This window comes from Maricaulis sp. (genome assembly GCF_048269565.1).
Taxonomy (GTDB): domain Bacteria; phylum Pseudomonadota; class Alphaproteobacteria; order Caulobacterales; family Maricaulaceae; genus Maricaulis.
On sequence record NZ_JBLXIK010000002.1, the window covers coordinates 376,558 to 395,615 of the forward strand.

At 64.4% G+C, this 19,058-nt stretch carries 21 protein-coding genes and 1 pseudogene; 10 read left to right on the forward strand and 12 right to left on the reverse strand.

Annotation, left to right across the window (positions count from 1 at the left end):
• Positions 1-35: 35 nt before the first annotated feature.
• Complete coding sequence (locus tag ACN0YL_RS05315; RefSeq protein WP_417497284.1) at positions 36-899, reverse strand: LytTR family DNA-binding domain-containing protein; 864 nt, start codon at positions 897-899, stop codon at positions 36-38.
• Positions 900-1,081: 182 nt separating this feature from the next.
• On the opposite strand from ACN0YL_RS05315, the gene ACN0YL_RS05320 reads away from it, so the two are divergent.
• The 3 genes from ACN0YL_RS05320 (at position 1,082) to ACN0YL_RS05330 (ending at position 3,436) form a co-directional block, all read left to right on the forward strand.
• Positions 1,082-2,293 carry an acyltransferase family protein gene (locus tag ACN0YL_RS05320; RefSeq protein WP_417497285.1) on the forward strand — a complete coding sequence of 404 codons (1,212 nt, stop codon included), beginning with the start codon at positions 1,082-1,084 and terminating at the stop codon, positions 2,291-2,293.
• An 83-nt stretch (positions 2,294-2,376) separates the two neighbouring features.
• Entirely contained in the window at positions 2,377-2,580 is a 204-nt protein-coding gene (locus ACN0YL_RS05325) for a hypothetical protein (protein WP_417497286.1), read from the forward strand.
• Positions 2,581-2,665: 85 nt separating this feature from the next.
• Positions 2,666-3,436, forward strand: coding sequence for a DpnI domain-containing protein (locus ACN0YL_RS05330; protein ID WP_417497287.1), 771 nt, complete (start codon positions 2,666-2,668; stop codon positions 3,434-3,436).
• A 3-nt stretch (positions 3,437-3,439) separates the two neighbouring features.
• Here the strand turns inward: ACN0YL_RS05330 and ACN0YL_RS05335 are convergent, their stop codons facing one another.
• The 4 genes from ACN0YL_RS05335 to ACN0YL_RS05350 form a co-directional block, all read right to left on the reverse strand.
• Positions 3,440-4,258 (reverse strand): enoyl-ACP reductase FabI, encoded by an 819-nt coding sequence (locus ACN0YL_RS05335; protein WP_417497288.1) that lies wholly within the window; start codon positions 4,256-4,258, stop codon positions 3,440-3,442.
• 37 nt (positions 4,259-4,295) lie between these two features.
• Positions 4,296-5,510 (reverse strand): beta-ketoacyl-ACP synthase I, encoded by a 1,215-nt coding sequence (fabB, locus tag ACN0YL_RS05340; protein ID WP_417490275.1) that lies wholly within the window; start codon positions 5,508-5,510, stop codon positions 4,296-4,298.
• A gap of 14 nt (positions 5,511-5,524) precedes the next feature.
• Positions 5,525-6,049, reverse strand: coding sequence for a bifunctional 3-hydroxydecanoyl-ACP dehydratase/trans-2-decenoyl-ACP isomerase (fabA, locus tag ACN0YL_RS05345; RefSeq protein ID WP_417497289.1), 525 nt, complete (start codon positions 6,047-6,049; stop codon positions 5,525-5,527).
• 93 nt (positions 6,050-6,142) lie between these two features.
• The gene (locus tag ACN0YL_RS05350; RefSeq protein ID WP_417497290.1) at positions 6,143-6,703 is read right to left on the reverse strand and encodes an SH3 domain-containing protein; all 561 of its coding nucleotides are present in this window, start codon (positions 6,701-6,703) and stop codon (positions 6,143-6,145) included.
• A gap of 190 nt (positions 6,704-6,893) precedes the next feature.
• Here ACN0YL_RS05350 and ACN0YL_RS05355 point away from each other — a divergent pair, with 190 nt between their 5' ends.
• Complete coding sequence (locus tag ACN0YL_RS05355) at positions 6,894-7,808, forward strand: MBL fold metallo-hydrolase (protein ID WP_417490276.1); 915 nt, start codon at positions 6,894-6,896, stop codon at positions 7,806-7,808.
• A gap of 91 nt (positions 7,809-7,899) precedes the next feature.
• Positions 7,900-8,103 (forward strand): hypothetical protein, encoded by a 204-nt coding sequence (locus ACN0YL_RS05360; protein ID WP_417497291.1) that lies wholly within the window; start codon positions 7,900-7,902, stop codon positions 8,101-8,103.
• Here the strand turns inward: ACN0YL_RS05360 and ACN0YL_RS05365 are convergent.
• Positions 8,083-8,853, reverse strand: coding sequence for a HesA/MoeB/ThiF family protein (locus ACN0YL_RS05365; protein WP_417497292.1), 771 nt, complete (start codon positions 8,851-8,853; stop codon positions 8,083-8,085). The genes ACN0YL_RS05360 and ACN0YL_RS05365 overlap by 21 nt on opposite strands.
• Between ACN0YL_RS05365 and ACN0YL_RS05370 the strand changes: the two genes are divergently transcribed.
• Positions 8,852-10,252 (forward strand): ATP-dependent DNA helicase, encoded by a 1,401-nt coding sequence (locus tag ACN0YL_RS05370; protein WP_417497293.1) that lies wholly within the window; start codon positions 8,852-8,854, stop codon positions 10,250-10,252. The genes ACN0YL_RS05365 and ACN0YL_RS05370 overlap by 2 nt on opposite strands.
• On the opposite strand, the gene cysK is transcribed toward ACN0YL_RS05370, so the two are convergent.
• The 5 genes and pseudogenes from cysK to ubiB all read right to left on the reverse strand — a co-directional run bounded on the left by cysK (position 10,249) and on the right by ubiB (position 15,245).
• Positions 10,249-11,199, reverse strand: coding sequence for a cysteine synthase A (gene cysK / locus ACN0YL_RS05375; RefSeq protein ID WP_417497294.1), 951 nt, complete (start codon positions 11,197-11,199; stop codon positions 10,249-10,251). The two genes, ACN0YL_RS05370 and cysK, sit on opposite strands and share 4 nt — an antisense overlap.
• An 83-nt stretch (positions 11,200-11,282) precedes the next feature.
• The gene (gene dut / locus ACN0YL_RS05380) at positions 11,283-11,738 is read right to left on the reverse strand and encodes a dUTP diphosphatase (protein WP_417497295.1); all 456 of its coding nucleotides are present in this window, start codon (positions 11,736-11,738) and stop codon (positions 11,283-11,285) included.
• A gap of 90 nt (positions 11,739-11,828) precedes the next feature.
• Positions 11,829-13,017, reverse strand: a pseudogene (gene coaBC, locus ACN0YL_RS05385) (bifunctional phosphopantothenoylcysteine decarboxylase/phosphopantothenate--cysteine ligase CoaBC).
• Positions 13,018-13,094: 77 nt separating this feature from the next.
• Entirely contained in the window at positions 13,095-13,652 is a 558-nt protein-coding gene (locus ACN0YL_RS05390) for a protoglobin family protein (RefSeq protein ID WP_417490282.1), read from the reverse strand.
• Positions 13,653-13,706: 54 nt separating this feature from the next.
• Positions 13,707-15,245: a 2-polyprenylphenol 6-hydroxylase gene (gene ubiB, locus ACN0YL_RS05395; protein ID WP_417497296.1), complete on the reverse strand. Its 1,539-nt coding sequence runs from the start codon at positions 15,243-15,245 to the stop codon at positions 13,707-13,709.
• Between the two features lie 129 nt (positions 15,246-15,374).
• Between ubiB and ACN0YL_RS05400 the strand changes: the two genes are divergently transcribed.
• Entirely contained in the window at positions 15,375-15,806 is a 432-nt protein-coding gene (locus ACN0YL_RS05400; RefSeq protein WP_417497297.1) for a hypothetical protein, read from the forward strand.
• Here the strand turns inward: ACN0YL_RS05400 and ACN0YL_RS05405 are convergent.
• Positions 15,788-16,582 (reverse strand): class I SAM-dependent methyltransferase, encoded by a 795-nt coding sequence (locus tag ACN0YL_RS05405; protein WP_417497298.1) that lies wholly within the window; start codon positions 16,580-16,582, stop codon positions 15,788-15,790. The two genes, ACN0YL_RS05400 and ACN0YL_RS05405, sit on opposite strands and share 19 nt — an antisense overlap.
• Before the next feature lie 154 nt (positions 16,583-16,736).
• Here ACN0YL_RS05405 and ACN0YL_RS05410 point away from each other — a divergent pair, with 154 nt between their 5' ends.
• The 3 genes from ACN0YL_RS05410 (at position 16,737) to ACN0YL_RS05420 (ending at position 18,976) form a co-directional block, all read left to right on the forward strand.
• Positions 16,737-17,000, forward strand: a complete 264-nt coding sequence (locus tag ACN0YL_RS05410; RefSeq protein WP_417497299.1) for a hypothetical protein — start codon at positions 16,737-16,739, stop codon at positions 16,998-17,000.
• A 65-nt stretch (positions 17,001-17,065) separates the two neighbouring features.
• Positions 17,066-17,929, forward strand: coding sequence for a bifunctional DNA-formamidopyrimidine glycosylase/DNA-(apurinic or apyrimidinic site) lyase (gene mutM, locus ACN0YL_RS05415; RefSeq protein ID WP_417490287.1), 864 nt, complete (start codon positions 17,066-17,068; stop codon positions 17,927-17,929).
• Between the two features lie 105 nt (positions 17,930-18,034).
• Entirely contained in the window at positions 18,035-18,976 is a 942-nt protein-coding gene (locus ACN0YL_RS05420) for a TraB/GumN family protein (RefSeq protein WP_417497300.1), read from the forward strand.
• Positions 18,977-19,058: the final 82 nt, after the last annotated feature.

Here is a 19,058-nt window from a genome sequence, read left to right on the forward strand (position 1 = left end):
ATGAAAGGCCCGCCGGAGCGATCCGGCGGGTTTTTCTATGCCGCCAGCCGGTCGCGATAACGGCGGCTGCCGGGGACGGTCTCGCCATTGGCCAGGGTAATCGTCACATCGCCCTCACCGGTCGGGGCAATTTGCGTCAGGCACGCGCGGTTGATCAGCCAGGAGCGATGCACCCGCACCGCGTCGACTCCCGCCTCGATCAGCAGCTTCTCCAGATCGGTGAGGGTGGTGCGCGCCAGATGCTGGCCGGCTCCAAAACGGACCTCGACATAATTGCCCGCCGCGCGGGCGCTGGTGAATTCGCTGGCCGGCAGGCGCATGACGCGGCCCCCGCAGCGCAGGGTGATGCGGTGGTTGGTGCGGGCATCGCTATGGGCGGCGGCGGCCTCAAGCTTGAGTTGCTCGATTCCCAGCGAGGTCGAGAGGACGAGCTGGAAGGCAAAATAGGTCGCGGCCTGTTTGCGGAATTCATAGATGAACATGTCCAGCGCCGAGCCGTCATAGCTGTAGGCGTGGCCATAAACGCCCTCCCAGATCGCAAAACGGAGCGTCATCATGATGTTGACCTGGAGCAGGGCATAGATCAGCACGCCGGCGCAGTGAATCGCGAGATTGCGGCGCCAGCGACCCGGCTCCAGCGGGAAGCGCTGGCCCAGCCAGAGGATCAGCGGCAGTCCCGCCAGGATGGCGATGATTGCCGTGCCTTCCTGGATCCAGGGCAGTGAGGGCGGTTCCGTACCCCGGTCCCATTCTATCTCATTGCTGAGCGACAGCGAGTTGATGACATAGATCAGCAGGACACTCCCGATGCAGATCAGGGCCGCATTCCGGACGCCGGCGCGTTCGGCCTTGCGTTCGACGGAATCGGCGCGATTGTGGGGTGGGCCAAGGTGGGTCATCGCGCGATCATGCACTGGGGCGGCGTCGAAAGGGAAGCCCCGTTCGCCCCCGCTCACCGCCGCTGGTCCCCGGGCTGCAGCCGCCTGTCACAGCGGGCCGCGATCAATACCGGGGCGCTGGCCATCCCGTCAGGCGTTGGCGATGAAGGCGGCAATTCTTCACGATCCCGGAGTCCAGGACAATGACCAACCCTGCCAAGGCTATCTCGCCCGCCACCCGCCGCTTCGATCTCGACTGGCTTCGGATCGGTGTGTTCGGCCTTTTGATCTTTTATCACATCGGCATGTTCTTCAACACGGAGGGCTGGCACGCCAAGAGCACGCATATGAATGATGCGATGGAGCCCTTGATGTGGCTCTCCAGCCCCTGGCGCCTGCCCCTGCTCTTCTTCATCTCCGGCGTTGCGATCCGTTTTCTGTCCGACAAGCTGGGGGCGGGAAATTTCGCCCGTGACCGCTTTATCCGGCTTTTCCCGGTCATCGTCTTCGGCATGTATGTGATTGTGCCGCCCCAGATGTGGGCCGAGCTGCAGCGTGCCGGCGAGATCGGTGCGAATTTCTGGACCTTCTATCAGAGCTATGCCTTCGAATGGTCCGGGCCCTGGTCGGAGCATTCACCCACCTGGAATCATCTCTGGTATGTGGTCTATCTCTTCGTCTACTGCATGCTTCTGGCGCCGGTGATTCCGATCCTGCGGACCGTCGCCGACAGCAAGGCCCTCAAGGCCGTTGGCGAGCTGTTCCAGCGTCCGGTGCTGGGCCCGATCCTGATGATCGTGCTGCCGCTCCTGCCCTTCGTTCTGATCCGCTTCACCCTGGTGGAACGTTTCCCGACCACTCATGACCTCACCAGCGACTGGGCCAATCACGCCAACAGTTTCCTGATCCTGCTCTATGGCTATTTCTTCGCCCGAAATGAGGCGCTCTGGCGCGCGGTTGACCGGGTCCTGCCCTGGGCCGCGACGCTCACGGTGACGTCCTTCATCTTCCTCTATGCCTGCTATTCCACCTGGCCGGCGATCGAGAACAATATGCCGCTGGTGTGGACCGCACGCTTCGACCGCATCTTCTTCGCCTGGGCCATCATCCTGACCCTGCTCGGTCTCGCACGCCGCTTCTGCAATCACGACAATGCGGCGCGCCGCTACCTCACCGAAGCCGTCTTCCCCTATTACATCCTGCACCAGACCATCATCGTGGTCTGGGGCTTCTTCATCGGCTCGATGGGCTTCGACGTCTGGACCGAGTTCTGGCTCCTTGTCGCGATAACGGTGATCGGCTGTGGGCTTGGCTATGAACTGGTGAGGCGGGTTCCGTTGCTGCGCCCGGTAATGGGGCTGAAATGGCGGCGGGGAAGTGGCTCTGGCCGGGCGGTGTCAGCGGTCGCGGAATAGGCCAAGATTCTTGTTGAAGTCTACGCTGCATGAGATACACTTATTACGAGTAATTTGGAGCGGCGCCCGCATTGAAGTATTCGGTGATCAAGCGCGTTGATGCCTATGTGATCTATTGCTCCGAGGTCGAGGCCACCGATCCGGAGGCTGCGACTGAGTTGGCTTATATGCACGGTGATGGTTTGAGTTGGGAGCGGGAGGGGACCGAGGAATTTGATGCATGTCGCATCGTCGCATTGGACGAATTCGGGCAAGAGGTGCAGTCATCTGCCACTGGTCGAGGTTAACTCGCAATGCTCCGGCATGATTGATTGCCTGTCCGGACAATCACGCTAGCATCCGTGTATGGAATGGTAGCGGATTGGCTGGGCGGTGAAGCTAGAGTTTCGCGAAACACAAGCGCCATATGTGAGCGGGACGCAAGCCGCGAGATGGTGGACCGAGGACTGGGCGAGCAACGAGCTCTTTTGCCCTAGCTGTGGCGGCGAAAGCCTCACCGGCTATGAAAATAATCGCCCCGTCGCTGACTTGTTCTGCGAAAATTGTGCTGAGCAATTCGAGCTCAAAAGTTCAAAAAAGACCTTTGGCTTCAAGATTGTCGATGGCGCCTACTCATCGATGTCCGAGCGCCTCGCCTCTACGACAAATCCAAATTTGTTCCTGCTAAACTATGATCTGGACCGGCGCTCAATCACAAACCTGATTGTCGTACCAAAACAGTTCTTCACCCTTTCCGTCATCGAGCGGCGACCACCGCTAAAGCCAACGGCAAGGCGTGCCGGCTGGGTTGGGTGCAACATCCTGTTCGGCAAGATTCCTGCGACGGGTCGAATTGAAATCGTCCGAAACGGCGCGGTCCGTCCACGTGAACGGGTCGTGCAGCAGTGGCGGCGAACCTTGTTTCTCCGGAGCGGTACCGCGAGTTCACGGGGATGGCTGTTGGAAGTGCTCGGTTGCGTCGAACGGTTGGGCTCAGAGGAATTCTCCACTGACGACGCCTATAGATTCGCTCCCTATCTTCAGGAGATTTTTCCGAAGAACAGACACGTCAGGGAGAAGATACGCCAGCAACTCCAACGGCTCCGGGACAATGGAATCCTGGAGTTCGTCGCGCGCGGGCGGTATCGGCTGATCCCAGGCTAGCCTCTAATCATCCCCGTCCATGCTCGGTACCGCCACGGCGTGGAAGCCGGCATCGACGTGGAGTGTTTCGCCGGTGCAGGACTGGCCGAGATCGGAGAGCAGGTAGAGGGCGGCGCCGGCGACGCCTTCCATCTTGGTGTCTTCCTTCATCATCGACCATTCGCGGCCGGTGCGCATCAGGGCCTTGCCGCCGGAAATGCCGGCCATGGCGAGGGTGCGCATCGGGCCGGCCGAGAGCGCGTTGACGCGGATGCCGGCCGGGCCGAGATCGCGGGCCATATAGCGCGTCGAGGCTTCCAGCGCCGCCTTGGCAACGCCCATGACATTATAGGACGGCACGACGCGTTCCGAGCCGAGATAGGTCAGGGTGACCATGGCGCCGCCATTGGGCATCATGTGCGAGGCGCGTTTGCCGGCATCGACAAAGGAGAAGGCGGAGATTTCCATCGCCCGGCGCCAGCCCTCGCGGGTGGTGTTCTCGGTGAAGGAACCGACCAGCTCGTCCTTGCCGGCAAAGGCGATGGCGTGAACCAGGAAGTCGATCGTGCCCCACTTGTCTTCCAGCGCCTTGAAACAGGCATCCATCGAGGCTTCGTCGGTGACATCGGCGGCGACCATGAAAGGATCGCCGCCAAGGCTTTCAACCAGAGGCCGGACCCGGCGCTCAAGTTCCTGGCCCTGATAGGAAAAGGCCAGCTCGGCGCCCTGGGCGGCCAATTGCTGGGAAATCCCCCAGGCGATGGAATTCTTGTTGGCGACGCCCATGACAAGCCCGCGCTTGCCCTTCATCAATGTCCCGGTCGGGAACTGGATATCACTCATCTTGTGTCTCCTCGCCTGTGATCACAGGGAAATGGGATCAGACTTTCTGGAATACAACGGTGCCATTGGTGCCGCCGAAGCCGAAGGAGTTCGACATCGCGGTCTGCAGGTCGGCATCGCGGGTCTCGGTGACGATCGGCAGGTTGAGGGCCGCAATTTCCGGATCCATCTCGAAGATATTGATCGAGGGCGCCACGAAATTATTCTTCATCATCAGCAGCGTATAGATGGCTTCATGCACGCCGGCCGCGCCGAGAGAGTGCCCGGTCATGGATTTCGTGCCCGAGATCATCGGGGCGTTGTCGCCAAACACTTCCTTGACCGCACCCATCTCCTTGATGTCGCCCACCGGCGTCGCCGTGGCGTGCGGGTTGAGATAGTCGATCGGCTTGGTGACGGTTTCCATCGCCAGCTTCATCGAGCGCACCGCGCCCTCGCCGGATGGCGCGACCATGTCATAGCCGTCCGAGGTGGCACCATAGCCGGTGACTTCGGCATAGATCGGCGCGCCGCGCTTCTTGGCGCGTTCATATTCTTCCAGCACGACCACACCGGCGCCGGCACCGCCGACAAAACCGTCACGGTCCTTGTCGAAGGCGCGCGAGGCGAGTTCCGGCGTGTCATTGTATTTGGTGGACATGGCGCCCATCGCGTCGAACAGGTTGGAGAGGGCCCAGTGGATCTCCTCGCAACCGCCGGCGAACATGACGTCCTGCTTGCCCCACTGGATCTGCTCGGTGGCCGCACCGATACAATGCAGCGAGGTCGTGCAGGCCGAGGTGATGGTGTAGTTGACGCCCAGGATCTTGAACGGGGTGGCCAGCGTTGCCGAGGCCGTCGAACTCATCGCCTTGGGCACCGCGAACGGACCGACCCGCTTGGGGCCTTTCTCGCGCGTGATATCGGCCGCGGCGACAATCGTGCCGGCCGAGGGACCACCGGAGCCCATGATGATGCCGGAGCGCACATTGGAGATGTCGGATTCGGGCAGGCCCGCATCCGCGATTGCCTGTTCCATCGCCATATAGTTCCAGCCGGCACCTTCCGACATGAAGCGATAGACCCGCTTGTCGACATGCTCGGCCGGATCGACCGTTGGCTTGCCGCCAACCTGGCAACGGAAATTGTATTGCGCAAAGCTCTCCATGCGGCGGATGCCGCTCTTGCCTTCGCGCAGGGATTGGGTGACGTCGGCAGCATTATTCCCGATGGGAGAAATAATGCCGAGACCGGTGATGACAACACGGCGCATCGCGAACTCCTGGATCAGTCTTCTTTAGTTTCGGCGGGCTGGAACAGGCCCACACGCAGGTCTTTGGCCGTATAGATGATCTTGCCGTCGGCTTCGACATGGCCGTCGCCGATCGCCATGATCAGGCGGCGCTGGATGACCCGCTTCAGCTCGATCACATAACGGACCTTCTTGGTTTCCGGTGTGATCTCGCCGGTGAATTTCACCTCGCCGACGCCGAGCGCCCGGCCCTTGCCGGGATTGCCCTTCCAGCACAGGAAGAAGCCGACCAATTGCCACATGGCGTCGAGGCCGAGACAGCCCGGCATCACCGGATCGCCCTTGAAGTGACAGGCGAAAAACCAGAGGTCGGGATTGATGTCGAGTTCCGCAACAATGCGGCCCTTGCCGTGTTCGCCGCCGTCATCATCGATGTGAAGGATGCGGTCCATCATCAGCATGGGCGGGGCGGGCAGGCGTGAGCGGTCAGGACCCCACAGGCCACCCTCGCCGGCGGCGATCAGATCTTCGTAGCTAAATGAGCTTTGGCGTTCAGTCATGTAACCGATCAGCTGCGCCGCAGGTCGGGCAGCATGAGCCGCCGATCACCGGGCTGGGAATGGGGACCCGGTCTTGCACGAAAACCGGGTGGATCAGGGCAGAGCGGTATCACGCGCGCGAGAGCCGCTCAAGGCGGGGCTGCCGTCCGTCGCGTCGTCCGGGGCGTCGCCGCGTTCGCTGGCATAGACCCCCCATAGCGCGCCGGCCCTTGCCCAGCCGCGATATCCCTGACCTTCGACCCGGCACCAGCCCGTGCGGCAACGCTCCAGGGCGAGAATCACGCCGCTCTCGGCGATCGCCTCGGTAGGGGCATCCGCATCGGCGCGGGCGCGAAGCGGGGTCTCGTCAACGGTGATGACCGTGCGGCGTCCGGACAGGATCGAGCGGTGCATCCAGGTCAGTTCGCCGTCCGGGTCGCGGACCCGGCGCCAGTCCGGGGTTTCGGCGATGACCTCCATCGGCAGGCCGGCGCGGACATAGCGCCAGGCGACGGGATGTGAGCGGCTCGGACCGGAGCGGCCATTGGCGACGTCGAATTTCAGGCTGACAAAGCGCGGCACCTCCTGGCCCGACGGTGTCGGCTGGCCGGCTTCCTGCGCCTGGAGGGGCACAGCCATGACGATGAGGGCGAGCAGGGCGGCGAGGCGGCGCATGGGAAACTCCTTGATTCACCAGTCTTGGGCCAACAGGGTGAAGACGGCGTAAATCCTTCGTGAACGCGGTCCAGGCGGCGGCGCCGGCAGCGAGATTCTTTGTCCCCGGGGGTGCAATCGCCCCGGAACATCCCATATCCTGTGCTCGAACGCCGGACCGGAAGTCCGGCGCCAATCGCGAGGGGATATCATGCGTTTTCGTCTGGCCATTACGACGGCTGCGGCCCTTCTGGCTGCCAATTCCTTGCCTGCACAGGCCTTCGCCGCCCAGGATGAGGCGCCGCAGGTCGCGGTCGACAGTACCGATCTCGGCGACGGGATCTACATGTTGTCGACCGGCATTGCCGGCAATCTGGCCCTGCTCAACGGACCCGATGGTGTGGTGATGGTCGATGACCAGCTGCCCAATACAACGCAGGCGATTGAAGGCGCCGTCGTCGAGATCGCCGGCGAGCCATCGCCCCGTTTCATCGTCAACACGCACTGGCATGGCGACCACACCGGCGGCAATGCGCATTTCGCCCAACAGGGCACGACGATCGCCGCGCATCACAATATTCGCACCCGGCTCGAGGCGTCCGGGGATGAGTGGACCCAGGCCCCGGCTACGCTGCCGATCCTGACCTTTGGCCAGGACCTGACCTTTCACATGAACGGGCAGACCGTCGAGGCCGTGCATATTCCGCACGCCCATACCGATGGCGATGCCATGGTCTATTTCCGCCAGGCCGATGTGCTGCATATGGGCGACACCTTCTTTTCGGGACTCTTCCCCTTTATCGACCTTTCGGCCGGCGGCTCGGTTGACGGTTATATCGCCGCGATGGAGCGCGGGCTGGAAATCGCCGGTGAAGATACCCGCATCATCCCCGGCCACGGGCCGCTTTCGACGCGCGTCGAACTGCAGGCCTCGCTCGATATGCTGCGCGAGGCGGCTTTCCGCGTCCGCACCCTGGTCGAGGGCGGCGCCGATCTCGAGGCGGTCCGGGCTGCAGAGCCACTGGCCGATCTGCACGATGAGTGGAATTGGGGCTTCATCACCACCGACCGCATGGTGCAGACGCTGTATAACGACGCGGCCGGCAATGATGTGTCCTACGAATAGCCGTGGGATGACGTTTGCGGGGGCGGGATTCTGACCAGGAATTAAACTCGCCCCCAGCTTCCCGAGAGGCAGGGTCCTGCAAATTGGGCCCATGAACACGCCCAGAAAAAAGCCTGCCGGGCCGCTCCCGGCGCGATTCCGCAAATCCCTCGACCTCGCTTACGGCATTGGCGCCGGCCTGGTGCTGTGGCTGATTATCGGCCTGAGCACGGGAAATGCCTGGATCGGCGTCCTGTTCGGCCTCGCTCCGGGCGTGGCCATCGGGCTGGGCCTGTTATTGACGGCCCGGTCCTGACGCCTGCCCGCCGCCGCAGCCCGGGCAATCGGGGTCGCGTTTCAGCTTCGCCGTCCGGCTTTCCATGGTCAGCCCGTCAAACAGCAGGATGCGGCCGTCGAGCGTCTCGCCGGCGGAGCAGATGTGCTTGATCGCTTCCAGCGCCATGATCGAGCCGATCACACCGGTCAGTGCCCCCACCACGCCAACACGGGCGCAGGTCTCGGCGTCGGGCGGGATTTCCGGCACCCAGCAGCGATAGCAGGGCGCCTCGGGGCCGCTATTGAACAGCGAGACCTGTCCGTCCCAGCGGCCGATGGCGCCGGAGACCAGCGGGATGCCAAGCGCCCGGCTGGCGGCATTGACCGCGAAACGGGTCTCGAAATTATCGCAGCCATCGAGCACGAGATCGGCGCCGGCCAGCAGCTCGCGCGCATTGCTCGCGTCCAGCGCGGCCGGGATCGCGATCACCTGCGTGCCCGGATTGAGCGCCCGCAGCGCCACCGCCCCGGTCCCGGCCTTGAATTTACCGACATCATCAGTGCGAAACAGGATCTGCCGCTGCAGATTGTCCAGGCTCACCATATCAGGATCAATCAGGGTGATCTGGCCGACGCCGGCCGCCGTCAGATACAGGCTCGCCGGCGCGCCCAGCCCGCCGGCGCCGACAATCGCGACCCGGGCGCGGCCGAGCGCCTGCTGGCCGGGGCCGCCAATCTCGCGCAGCACGATGTGGCGCGCGAAGCGCTCGATATCGATCTTGGTGCTCATGGGTGAACAGGTGGCCGAGAAGCTGCCGCTGATCAAGTGCATTCCTGTTGGCTTGAACGGCGAACAGACGCAGTTTGCCGCCATGTCCGACACGCCCCTCACCGCCCGCGCCGAACCGACGCTGTCCGAAGTCCAGCTCAATCTCCTGGGCTGGCTCAGGCGTGACAAGCCGAATATCTTCCTGACCGGCCGTGCCGGCACCGGCAAGACGACGCTGATGCGCGAGCTTTTGCGTCAGGCGGGCAACAAGGCCGCGGTGCTGGCACCGACGGGCGTTGCCGCGATGCAGGCCGGCGGGCAGACGATCCACAGCTTCTTCCACCTGCCGCCGCGCGTGATCACGGCGCGCGATATCCGCAAGGTGCGCCATAGCCGTGTCGTCAAGGCGCTGGAAACGCTGGTGATCGACGAGATTTCGATGGTGCGCTCCGACATGATGTGGGCGATCGACCAGTCGCTGCGCCTCAATCGCGAGTGCAATGAACCGTTTGGCGGCGTGCAGATGGTGATTGTCGGCGATCTGGCGCAATTGCCGCCGGTGGTGCAGGGCGGCGAGGCGGAATATCTCGAAAACACCCATGGCGGGCCTTTCTTCTTCAACCCGCAATGCTTCCGCGAGGCCGGTTTCGCGCTGGTCGAGCTGGAAGAGGTGTTTCGCCAGACCGATGAGGATTTCATCCATCTGCTCAATGTCGTGCGTGAGGGTGATGTCAGGGCTGACGAGGCTGAGCGGCTCAATGAGCGCGTCACCGGCCGTTCCGGGCTCGAGGCCAGCCTGAGCCATGTCGTGCTGACGGCGACCAATGAGACCGCCTTCCGCATCAACAACGCCCGCCTGGAAGGCCTGCCGACCACGCCGCACGCCTTCAATGCCAAGGTCGAGGGCCAGTTTGATCAGCGCCTTTTCCCGGCCGAGGAGCCTCTGGTGCTCAAGATCGGCGCCCGCGTGATGATGACGCGCAATGATCCGCAGGGGCGCTGGGTCAACGGCACGCTGGCCGAGGTCGAAGGCTTTGACGAGAAGGCTGTGCGCGTGCGCATCGGCGACAATGTCTGGTCGATCGAGCCGGCCAAGTGGGAACGCAATGCCTATGCCTTCGACGAGGCGACGCGCGCCCTGACCAAGACCACCGCCGGCGCCTTCACGCAATATCCGCTGCGTCTGGCCTGGGCGATGACGATCCACAAGGCCCAGGGCCTCACCCTCGACAAGGTCTATCTCGACCTCGCCCGCCGCCTCTTCGCCCACGGCCAGGCCTATGTCGCGCTGTCCCGCGCCCGCACGCTGGAAGGGCTGGAATTATCGCGCCCGCTGACCCCGGGGGATATCATCTGCGATAGCCGCATCTTTGACGTGAAGAGCTTCTGCGACCCGGTGCCGATGAGTTTGCGGGGCTAATCCTCAAACAGCGCCGTCGACAGATAGCGCTCCGCCGAGCTCGCCAGCACCACGACAATCGTCTTGCCAGCCATGTCATCGCGTTTGGCGACGTCCAGCGCGGCTTGAATGGCGGCGCCTGAGGAGATGCCGGCCGGGACGCCCTCGGTGCGGGCCGCTTCCCGGGCCATGGCGAAGGCCTGGTCATTGCTGACCTGGACGGTTTCGTCGATCAGGCTCACATCGAGATTGTCGGGGATGAAGCCGGCGCCGATGCCCTGGATCTTGTGTGGGCCGGGCTTGCCGCCGGAGATGACCGGGCTGTCGGTCGGCTCGACGGCGACGATGTGGACGCCGGGCTTTTTCGCTTTCAGTACCGAGGCGACGCCGGTCAGCGTGCCGCCGGTGCCGACGCCGGCGATGAAGACATCGACTTCGCCCTTGGTGTCGTTCCAGATTTCCAGCGCGGTGGTCTGGCGGTGAATTTCCGGGTTGGCCGGATTGGAGAATTGGCTCGGCATCACCGCGCCCGGCGTCGCCTCGATCAATTCCTTCGCTTTGGCGATGGCGCCATTCATGCCCTTGGCGGGGTCGGTGAGCACGAGCTCAGCACCGAGATGGGCCAGAAGTTTGCGGCGCTCGATCGACATGCTTTCCGGCATGGTCAGGATCAGGCGATGGCCACGGGCGGCGGCGACAAAGGCGAGGCCGATGCCGGTATTGCCCGAGGTCGGCTCGATCATGACGCTGCCCTCGCCCAGCTTGCCGGCGGCTTCGAGCGCATCGATCATCGCGACGCCGATCCGGTCCTTGACGCTGGAGAGCGGGTTGAAGAATTCCAGCTTGGCGAGAATGCGCGCTTTCGCGCCATGCCTGGCGGCGAGCGCCGGGAGCTCGACCAGCGGCGTATTGCCAATGGTGTCGGCGATGGAGCTGTAGATGCGGCCGCGGCCCGGAGTGTCGGTCATGGGGAAATCCTCAATGGAAGCTGGTGGCTATCTAGGCACGGTTGGCCTCACTGTCACGGCGCGCCGCTATCACGCCTGCTTGATCAGACCCCGGTCGAGCCAAACCCGCCGGTGCCGCGCTGGGTCTCGCTGAGCTCGTCGGTGACCAGCCACAGCGCCTGCATCACCGGCGCGATCACCATTTGCGCGATGCGGTCGCCGCGATTGATGACGAAGTCCTCCTTGCCGTGATTGATCAGATTGACCCGGATCTCGCCGCGATAATCGGCATCGACCGTGCCGGGAGAATTGACGCAGGAAATCCCCTTCTTGGCCGCCAGTCCCGAGCGCGGCCGCACTTGCGCCTCGAAACCGTCGGGCAGGGCAATTGCGATCCCGACAGGGACCAGGCGCCATTCGCCATGCGGGATGATGACCGGTTCGTCTTCGGGAATGGCGGCGCGCAGATCCATGCCGGCCGATTGCGGCGTCTCATAGGCCGGCAGGGCCAGGCCTTCATAATGCGGCAGCGGCTTGATCTGGACGTGGAGGGTTTTCATCGGGCGGGGTCCGGCACAGTGGCAGATGGGCTGATTGAAGCGCGGCAGCGGCGGGCTGGCCAGTGCGCACGGCAGGCGGGCTGGGGAAAACTAGAGCGCTGCGGCAATGCGGGCGGCCAGCCGCGCCGCGATCTCGCCCTTGGGCGCGCGCTCCCAGTGTTCGTTGCCCTGTGGCGTGACGAGGGTGACGGCATTCTCCGCCCCGCCCATGACATCGCCGGAGACATCATTGGCGACGATCCAGTCGCAGCCCTTGCGCAGGCGCTTGGCGGTGGCGAGGGCTTCGACATCATGGGTCTCGGCGGCAAAACCGACCACCAGGCCGGGACGGCCTTTGGCGAGCTGGCTGATGGTTTTGAGAATGTCGGGGTTTTCCACCAGCGGCAGCGATGAAACGCTCGACTTGTCGGCCTTGATCTTGGTGTCGGAGGGCGCGGCGGGGCGCCAGTCGGCGACGGCGGCGACGGCGATGAAGACATCGGCCGGCAGGGCGGTCTCGACGGCCGCGAGCATTTCCAGCGCGGTTTCAATCCGCACCACGCTGATGCCGTCAGGATCCGCCAGGGCTGTCGGGCCGGACACCAGCGTTACCCGCGCGCCGAGCGCGGCACAGGCGGCAGCGATGGCATAGCCCTGCTGGCCGGAGGAATGGTTGGAGATATAGCGGACCGGATCAATCGGCTCGCGGGTCGGGCCGGCGGTGATCAGCACATGGCGTCCGGCGAGCGGCTCAGCCATGCAGCAGGCCCTCGATGGCGTCGGCGATGGCGACGGGTTCGGCCATGCGGCCGGGACCGAATTCGCCGCAGGCCATCTCGCCCTCATCGGGGCCGACGAAGTGGATGCCATCCTGTTTCAGCGTCGCCAGATTGCGTTGCGTCGCCTTGTGCTCCCACATCCGCACATTCATCGCCGGCGCCATCAGCACCGGCTTGTCGGTCGCCAGCAAGGTGGTCGAGGCGAGGTCATTGGCCAGACCCTGGGCCGCCTTGGCCATCAGATCGGCGGTGGCCGGGGCGACCACGACGAGGTCGGCCGAGCGCGACAGCTCGATATGGCCCATGTCGGATTCGTCGGTGAGATCGAACAATTGGCTGAAGACGTGCTCGCCCGACAGCGCCGCGACGCTGAGCGGGGTGACGAATTCGCTGCCGGCAGCGGTCAGGATACAGCGCGAGCCGATGCCGCGCCGTTGCAATTCACGGATCAGCAGCAGGCTTTTATAGGCGGCGATGCCGCCACCGATAATCAAGAGAATCCGCTTGTCGGACACGGCCATGCTCCCAGTTCGCTACGGGCAGTAACTAGCGGTTTGCGGCCGGATTCCCAAGCCCCTTGTCGGAGCCGGGCGGTGCGTCAGCTGGCGAGGCGCTGCTGGGTCATCATATCACGCACTTTTTCCGTATCGGCATAGAGCGCGGCCTGCTTGTCCAGCTGGTGGCGGAAGAAGGCGGCGATGGTCAGTTCCATGTCATAGATCGAGACGCGGGTGATCGCGGCGACATCCTCGGCGCTGAGCTTCGGCCCCGTTTCCATGCCCTGCCGGAACAGGCCGGCCATCAAATTGGCATAGGCGGAGGAGTAGGCGTGCGACGGATAGTCCAGCTTGCTGTGACGCAGGCCCATCTGGTCGACGGCGTCGTAATATTTCGGGTCGAACCGCGCCGAGAAGACCAGATCGCAATGCGCCAGCATGCCGTCGCGCAGATAGCGGGTATTGTCCGAGATCTCGAAATAATCCCCGACTTCGGGATTCGAGGCGAGGTGATCGAACAGGGTCTCGAGCGTTTTGGCGGCATAGGCCATGAGGCGCGGCTTGAGCTTGCGGATGCGCGCGACGGTCGCGGCGTCGATCCTGAAAAACTCGCGCTGGAGCTCGAAGTGTTCGGGGGTGGGTTTGGTGCTTGGTGTCATGCGGACACTAAAGCACAAAGGTATTACCGGACCGTGTTCGGCGGGTGAGGGTTTTTATGCAAGCGACAGCGCCAGTGCCGCGCCGCCGGCGGCAGCTACGGCCAGCCAGGCCAGGCGGGCAGCCCAGGGGCGCGGCGATGGCGGCATCGAGAGGCGCAGTTCGCCGGACTTGAGCCGGGCGCCGATCTCCGACCAGTCCTCGATTGCATCGGGCAGCTGGCGCATGGCGCCATAGAACCGCTCCAGATCTTCTGCGAAATCGCGGATTCGCCCTTCCGGGCCCAGTTCGCGTTTCATCCAGGCCTCGACGACGGGAGTCGCGGCGGCCCACATATTGTGCTGCGGGTCGAGGGAGCGGGCCACGCCCTCACACTGGACCATGGTTTTTTGCAGCATCACCAGTTCGGGCCGCAGGCGCATGTCGAACAGATCGGTGATCTCGAACAATTGCATCAGCACGCGCGACATCGGCACCTCGTCGGCGCGCTTGCCGAAGATCGGCTCTCCCACCGCCCGCAGGGCGCTGGCGAAATCGGCGACGGTGTGTTCGTCCGGCACATAGCCGGCGGCAAAATGCGCCCGCGCCGCGGCCGTGTAATCGCGCGTCAGGAAGCCGTGCAGGATCAGGGCGAGGAAGCGGCGTTCGGGGCGGCCGATCCGCCCCATGATCCCGAAATCCACGGCCCAGAGGTCGCCATTGGCGGCGGCGAAGAGATTGCCCGCATGCATGTCGGCGTGGAAGACGCCGCGATCGAGCGCCGTGCCGAGGAAGGCCCGTGTCAGTGTCGTCGCCAGCGCCGCCTTGTCGAGCTCGAGTTCGGCCAGCCGCTCCGGATCGCTCAGGGGCGCGCCGGTGACCCAGCGCGTCGTCAGGATGCGCCTGGATGACAGGGGCCATTCGACCTCGGGGATGCGGTATTGCTCGACTGCCATGGCCGCTTCGGACAATTCCGACGCTGCCGCCGCTTCGAGCCGCAAATCGGTCTCGAAGCTGAGCGAGCGGGCGACCGTCGCGACGAATTTGCGCGGCTCGAGCCGGCGGCTGGCCGGCGCCAGCGTCTCGGCCAGGGCGGCGCCCAGCGACAGGGTGCGGATATCGCGCGCGATGCGCATTTCGATATCGGGCCGCAGGACCTTGACGGCGACCTCGACATCATCCTGCGTCGTGGCGCGGTGAACCTGCGCGATCGAGGCGGCGGCGATCGGCGGGCCGAAGGTTTTGAACAGGCTCTCCACCGGCGCGCCCAGCTCGGCGGCGATGATGGCGCGGGCCTCGGCATCGCCGAAGGGCGGCATGCGATCCTGCAGGCGGGAAAGGCCGCGGGCAAAGCGTTCGCCGATCACATCGCCGCGGGTGGCGAGAATCTGGCCGAACTTGACATAGGAGGGGCCGAGCCGTTCCAGCGCCCGGGCCAGGCGTTCGCCGGGATTGTCGGCATTGTCGCGGCGGGCAAATAGTCGCGCGATGCGGCCGGCCAGTCGCGCCGGTGCCGGATAGAGCGATTGGTATTCCGCCGGCAGGATGGCGTCATGGCGTGCCAGCGTCAGCAGGGCGCGCAACAGGCGCAGGAAGGAGGCGAGGGTCGCAAACATGATCGCAGCTGTTTAGAGGGCGCAGCCGCGCTTGGCGAGGGCGGTGTGAAGTCGCAGGACGGGCCATCCGCCGACGCGCTTGCATCGGCACTGCTACAGGTTAGACTCACGCAGGAGTTGGATCTGTCCATGCGACACACGATCGAGTTTGACTACGAAAACCGGTGGACGATCACTGCCTTTCGCGGCCCGTTGCGGATCGCGGAGGCGGCGGCGCTGTTGCGGCAGGCTGTCTCATCGCCTCAATGGACGCCCGAGTGGGACCGGATCATCGACTACAGCGACGGCATGCTGGGCGACCTCGATGTCGAGGCGATCGAGGCGGGCAAGGTCGAGCTCGGCCGGATCTTGCAGCAGGCCTATGGCGACAGGCCCACCTTGAGCGCCCAGGTCTGTGCCGATCCGATGAAGCGCCCGCTGGTGGAATACTGGATCGGGCTGGGCGAGGCCGATTATCCCGCCGGCCTGCAATTATTCGATACGCTGGCCGCCGCGAAGGCCTGGATCATCGACACGCGCAAGGCGCAGGGGCGTGGCGGCGATCAGGCCCAGCCGGTGTGAAGTGCGGCAATGCCGCCGGAGAAATTGGTGTAGCTGACCTGCCGGAAACCCGCCTGCCGCAATTCGCCGGCGAAGCTGTCCTGGTCGGGGAAGCGCCGGATCGATTCCACCAGATACTGATAGCTGGCCCGATCGCGCGCCACGTGCTCGCCCAGTTCAGGCATCACATTGAATGACCAGGCATCATAGAGTTTTCCCCAGCCCCGGCTGGTCGGCCGCGAGAATTCCAGACACAGGAAGCGCCCGCCGGGTTTCAGCACACGGCGCATGTCGGCCAGGGCCGCGGCGCGGTCGGTGACATTGCGAATGCCGGTCGAAATGGTGACGCAGTCGACGCAGTGACTGGCGAGCGGCAGGCATTCGGCATTGCCGGTCACCCACTGGATCCGTCCGGCCTGGGCAGGTTCGACACCGCGTTTGATGCCGGCCCGCAGCATCTGCTCATTGATGTCAAGCACGATCGCCTCGGCCTGGCGCGGGCTGGCGCGGCGCTTGCCGGCGCGGTCTGCCTTGGTCAGGAAGCTGCGCGCCAGATCGCCTGTGCCGCCGGCGACATCGAGCAGGCGCTCGCCGGGCTGCGGATTGGCCCGCGTCATGACCATGTCCTTCCAGGCGCGGTGCACACCCAGCGACATCAGATCATTCATCAGGTCATAGCGCCGCGCCGAGCGGTCGAAAACGCCACGCACGAGCCCGGCCTTCGCGGTGCGGTCGACATCCTCGAAGCCGAAGGGGACAGTGTTTTCAGGCTTGGCCTGTTTGAGTGTCTCGGTCATGCGCCGACAATAGGCCACTGTTGCTGTGCCGCAAAGCGGTGAGGGCGGTGTGCGATGTCGCACGCGACAATCTTGCGCAGGCCGCGCTATTATGCCCTGTCTTCCGGACAGAACTCCTTGCGCCGGTCCGGCCGGTGCGTCAGTCGAGGCGGGAATGGCAGAAACTGAACACGATGCGGCCGGCAAGCCATCCGCTTTGCCGGGCGATGAACTGGCGGGGATAGAGCGCCGTCTGGCGGCGATTGAACGGGCGATCTGGGCGCTGGCCAAACATGCGGGCGTCGCGGTCGAGCCTTGCCCGTCCTGCGATAGCGGTACGCTGCAATACAAGATCGAAAAATCGGACCGCACATTTGGCAGGGTCCGCAAGGAGTGTGACAGCTGTGGCCATACTGGCGATGAACCCTCTGACAGCTGACCCGGGAAACTGCCGGGGCGGTGCCGCCCTGCGCGCACCGGGGCAGCGGTTCGCAGGAGAGCCCTGTGCCTGAGCTTCCCGAAGTCGAAACCGTCCGTGTCGGTCTGGTCCCGGCGATGCAGGGCCGCCGGATCGAGCGTGTGCAGCTCAATCGGGCCAATCTGCGCTTTCCCTTCCCCGATGATATGGCGCGCCGCCTCGACGGGCGGCGGATCGAGCGGATCGACCGGCGGGCGAAATATCTCCTGTTGCGGCTGAGCGGCGAAGAAACCCTGCTGGTCCATCTGGGCATGTCGGGCCGTTTCTCGATCGAGGCCGGCGCCGACACGGCGCAGCCGGGCGATTTCGTCCATGCCGCGCCGGCCAATCCCAGGCATGACCATGTCGTGTTCGAGATCGAGGGCGGTGTCACCGTACGCTATAATGATCCGCGCCGGTTCGGTTTCATGCTGATGTTTGCGAGCGACGCCGAAGACTCACAGCCCAATCTGGCCGGGCTGGGTCCGGAACCGGACTCAAACGGGTTTTCCGGCGCCGCGCTGGGGGAGGCCCTGGCGGGCAAGCGGACGCCGATCAAGTCGGCGCTGCTCGATCAGCGGGTCGTCGCCGGACTGGGCAATATCTATGTCTGCGAGGCCCTGCACCGCTGCGGCATCAGCCCGCTGCGCGAGGCGCGCTCCATTTCCGGTGCCGATGCCGAGCGGCTGGCCCGGTCGGTGCGCGAGGTGATCGGGGAGGCGATTGCGGCGGGCGGCTCGACGCTGAAGGATTTTGCCGGTGCCGATGGCGCCCTGGGCTATTTCCAGCATCGTTTCAGCGCCTATGGCCGCGAGGGTGCGCCCTGCCCGGCGCCGGCCTGTGGCGGCGAGATTCACCGGATCGTCCAGGCAGGCCGTTCGACTTTCTATTGCCCTGACTGCCAGTCATGAGCGCTTCTTCGAGGGACGGATTGGTGTTGAGTCCCTCGCCGCAATTTCGGCAAAGCCGCATATATACTCACCCATCATCCATGATCTGACCCGGAGTGATTCCTCATGAGCCGTCCCAAATTCCTGTCCACCCGGCTGAGATCGATAGCCGGCGCAATGCTGGGCGCTGCCGGTCTGATGTTTGCAGCCGCGACCGGTGCGGCGCAGGCCCAGCTGGCTGATTATTCCGGCGTCGAGGCTGCACCGGCGATCTGGCACATTTCCGACGCCGATTCCGACATCTACCTGTTCGGAACCTTCCACCTCCTCCCGCCCAGCCTTGACTGGCAGACCGACACGATGCGCGAGCAGCTGGCGAGCGCCGACGCCTTGTATCTCGAAGCCGATGTCCAGAGCGCCGGGGCGCAGGCCCGGGTGCAGGCCCTGGTCGTCGAGCTGGGGCTGAACCCGCAGGGGGTGACGCTGTCCTCAATGCTGGATGCCGAGGCCTGGGCCTTGCTTGGCCGTGTCGCCCCCACCGTTGGAGCGACCCCGCAAATGCTCGAGCCGATGCGCCCCTGGCTGGCACAGATCGTGTTGTCGGTCGCGCAGATGCAGGCGCTCGGACTGGATCCCGAGGCCGGGGTCGAGAAGGCCCTGCTCGCCGCTGTCGAGGGCACAGAGGTCGAAATCGGCTATTTTGAAACCGCCGAACAACAGGTGCGGGTTCTCGCTGATCTGCCGGACTCGGTGCAGGTGGACGGTTTCGCCGAGGGCTTGCGCGAAATGGAACGGACGCCGGCCATGCTCGACGAGATGGTGCGCGCCTGGGCCGCCGGTGATGTCGAGACGATCGACCGGATTGTGAACGCCGATATGCGCGAGCAAACACCCGAGATGTATGAGGCTTTGATCGTTCAGCGCAATCGCGACTGGGTACCGCAGATCCAGGCCTTGCTCGATGGCGAAGGCACGGTTTTCGTGGCGGTGGGCGCGGCTCATCTCGGCGGCGATAACGGTGTCGTCGAATTATTGCGTGAAACCGGCATTACCGTGACGCGCCAATAACTTGGCTTTCGCCGCCTGACTCTTGGCCTGTCACCGGTATCGACCGCCGGTCCGGTCTGCGTTATAGCGGCGCGGTTTTTTC

Coding starts and splice junctions, on each gene's coding strand:
- ACN0YL_RS05315 (WP_417497284.1), bottom strand. CDS start 899: ATGACCCACCTTGGCCCACCCCACAATCGCGCCGATTCCGTCGAACGC.
- ACN0YL_RS05320 (WP_417497285.1), top strand. CDS start 1,082: ATGACCAACCCTGCCAAGGCTATCTCGCCCGCCACCCGCCGCTTCGAT.
- ACN0YL_RS05335 (WP_417497288.1), bottom strand. CDS start 4,258: ATGAGTGATATCCAGTTCCCGACCGGGACATTGATGAAGGGCAAGCGC.
- fabB (WP_417490275.1), bottom strand. CDS start 5,510: ATGCGCCGTGTTGTCATCACCGGTCTCGGCATTATTTCTCCCATCGGG.
- fabA (WP_417497289.1), bottom strand. CDS start 6,049: ATGACTGAACGCCAAAGCTCATTTAGCTACGAAGATCTGATCGCCGCC.
- ACN0YL_RS05350 (WP_417497290.1), bottom strand. CDS start 6,703: ATGCGCCGCCTCGCCGCCCTGCTCGCCCTCATCGTCATGGCTGTGCCC.
- ACN0YL_RS05355 (WP_417490276.1), top strand. CDS start 6,894: ATGCGTTTTCGTCTGGCCATTACGACGGCTGCGGCCCTTCTGGCTGCC.
- ACN0YL_RS05360 (WP_417497291.1), top strand. CDS start 7,900: ATGAACACGCCCAGAAAAAAGCCTGCCGGGCCGCTCCCGGCGCGATTC.
- ACN0YL_RS05370 (WP_417497293.1), top strand. CDS start 8,852: ATGGGTGAACAGGTGGCCGAGAAGCTGCCGCTGATCAAGTGCATTCCT.
- ACN0YL_RS05365 (WP_417497292.1), bottom strand. CDS start 8,853: ATGAGCACCAAGATCGATATCGAGCGCTTCGCGCGCCACATCGTGCTG.
- cysK (WP_417497294.1), bottom strand. CDS start 11,199: ATGACCGACACTCCGGGCCGCGGCCGCATCTACAGCTCCATCGCCGAC.
- dut (WP_417497295.1), bottom strand. CDS start 11,738: ATGAAAACCCTCCACGTCCAGATCAAGCCGCTGCCGCATTATGAAGGC.
- ACN0YL_RS05390 (WP_417490282.1), bottom strand. CDS start 13,652: ATGACACCAAGCACCAAACCCACCCCCGAACACTTCGAGCTCCAGCGC.
- ubiB (WP_417497296.1), bottom strand. CDS start 15,245: ATGTTTGCGACCCTCGCCTCCTTCCTGCGCCTGTTGCGCGCCCTGCTG.
- ACN0YL_RS05400 (WP_417497297.1), top strand. CDS start 15,375: ATGCGACACACGATCGAGTTTGACTACGAAAACCGGTGGACGATCACT.
- ACN0YL_RS05405 (WP_417497298.1), bottom strand. CDS start 16,582: ATGACCGAGACACTCAAACAGGCCAAGCCTGAAAACACTGTCCCCTTC.
- ACN0YL_RS05410 (WP_417497299.1), top strand. CDS start 16,737: ATGGCAGAAACTGAACACGATGCGGCCGGCAAGCCATCCGCTTTGCCG.
- ACN0YL_RS05420 (WP_417497300.1), top strand. CDS start 18,035: ATGAGCCGTCCCAAATTCCTGTCCACCCGGCTGAGATCGATAGCCGGC.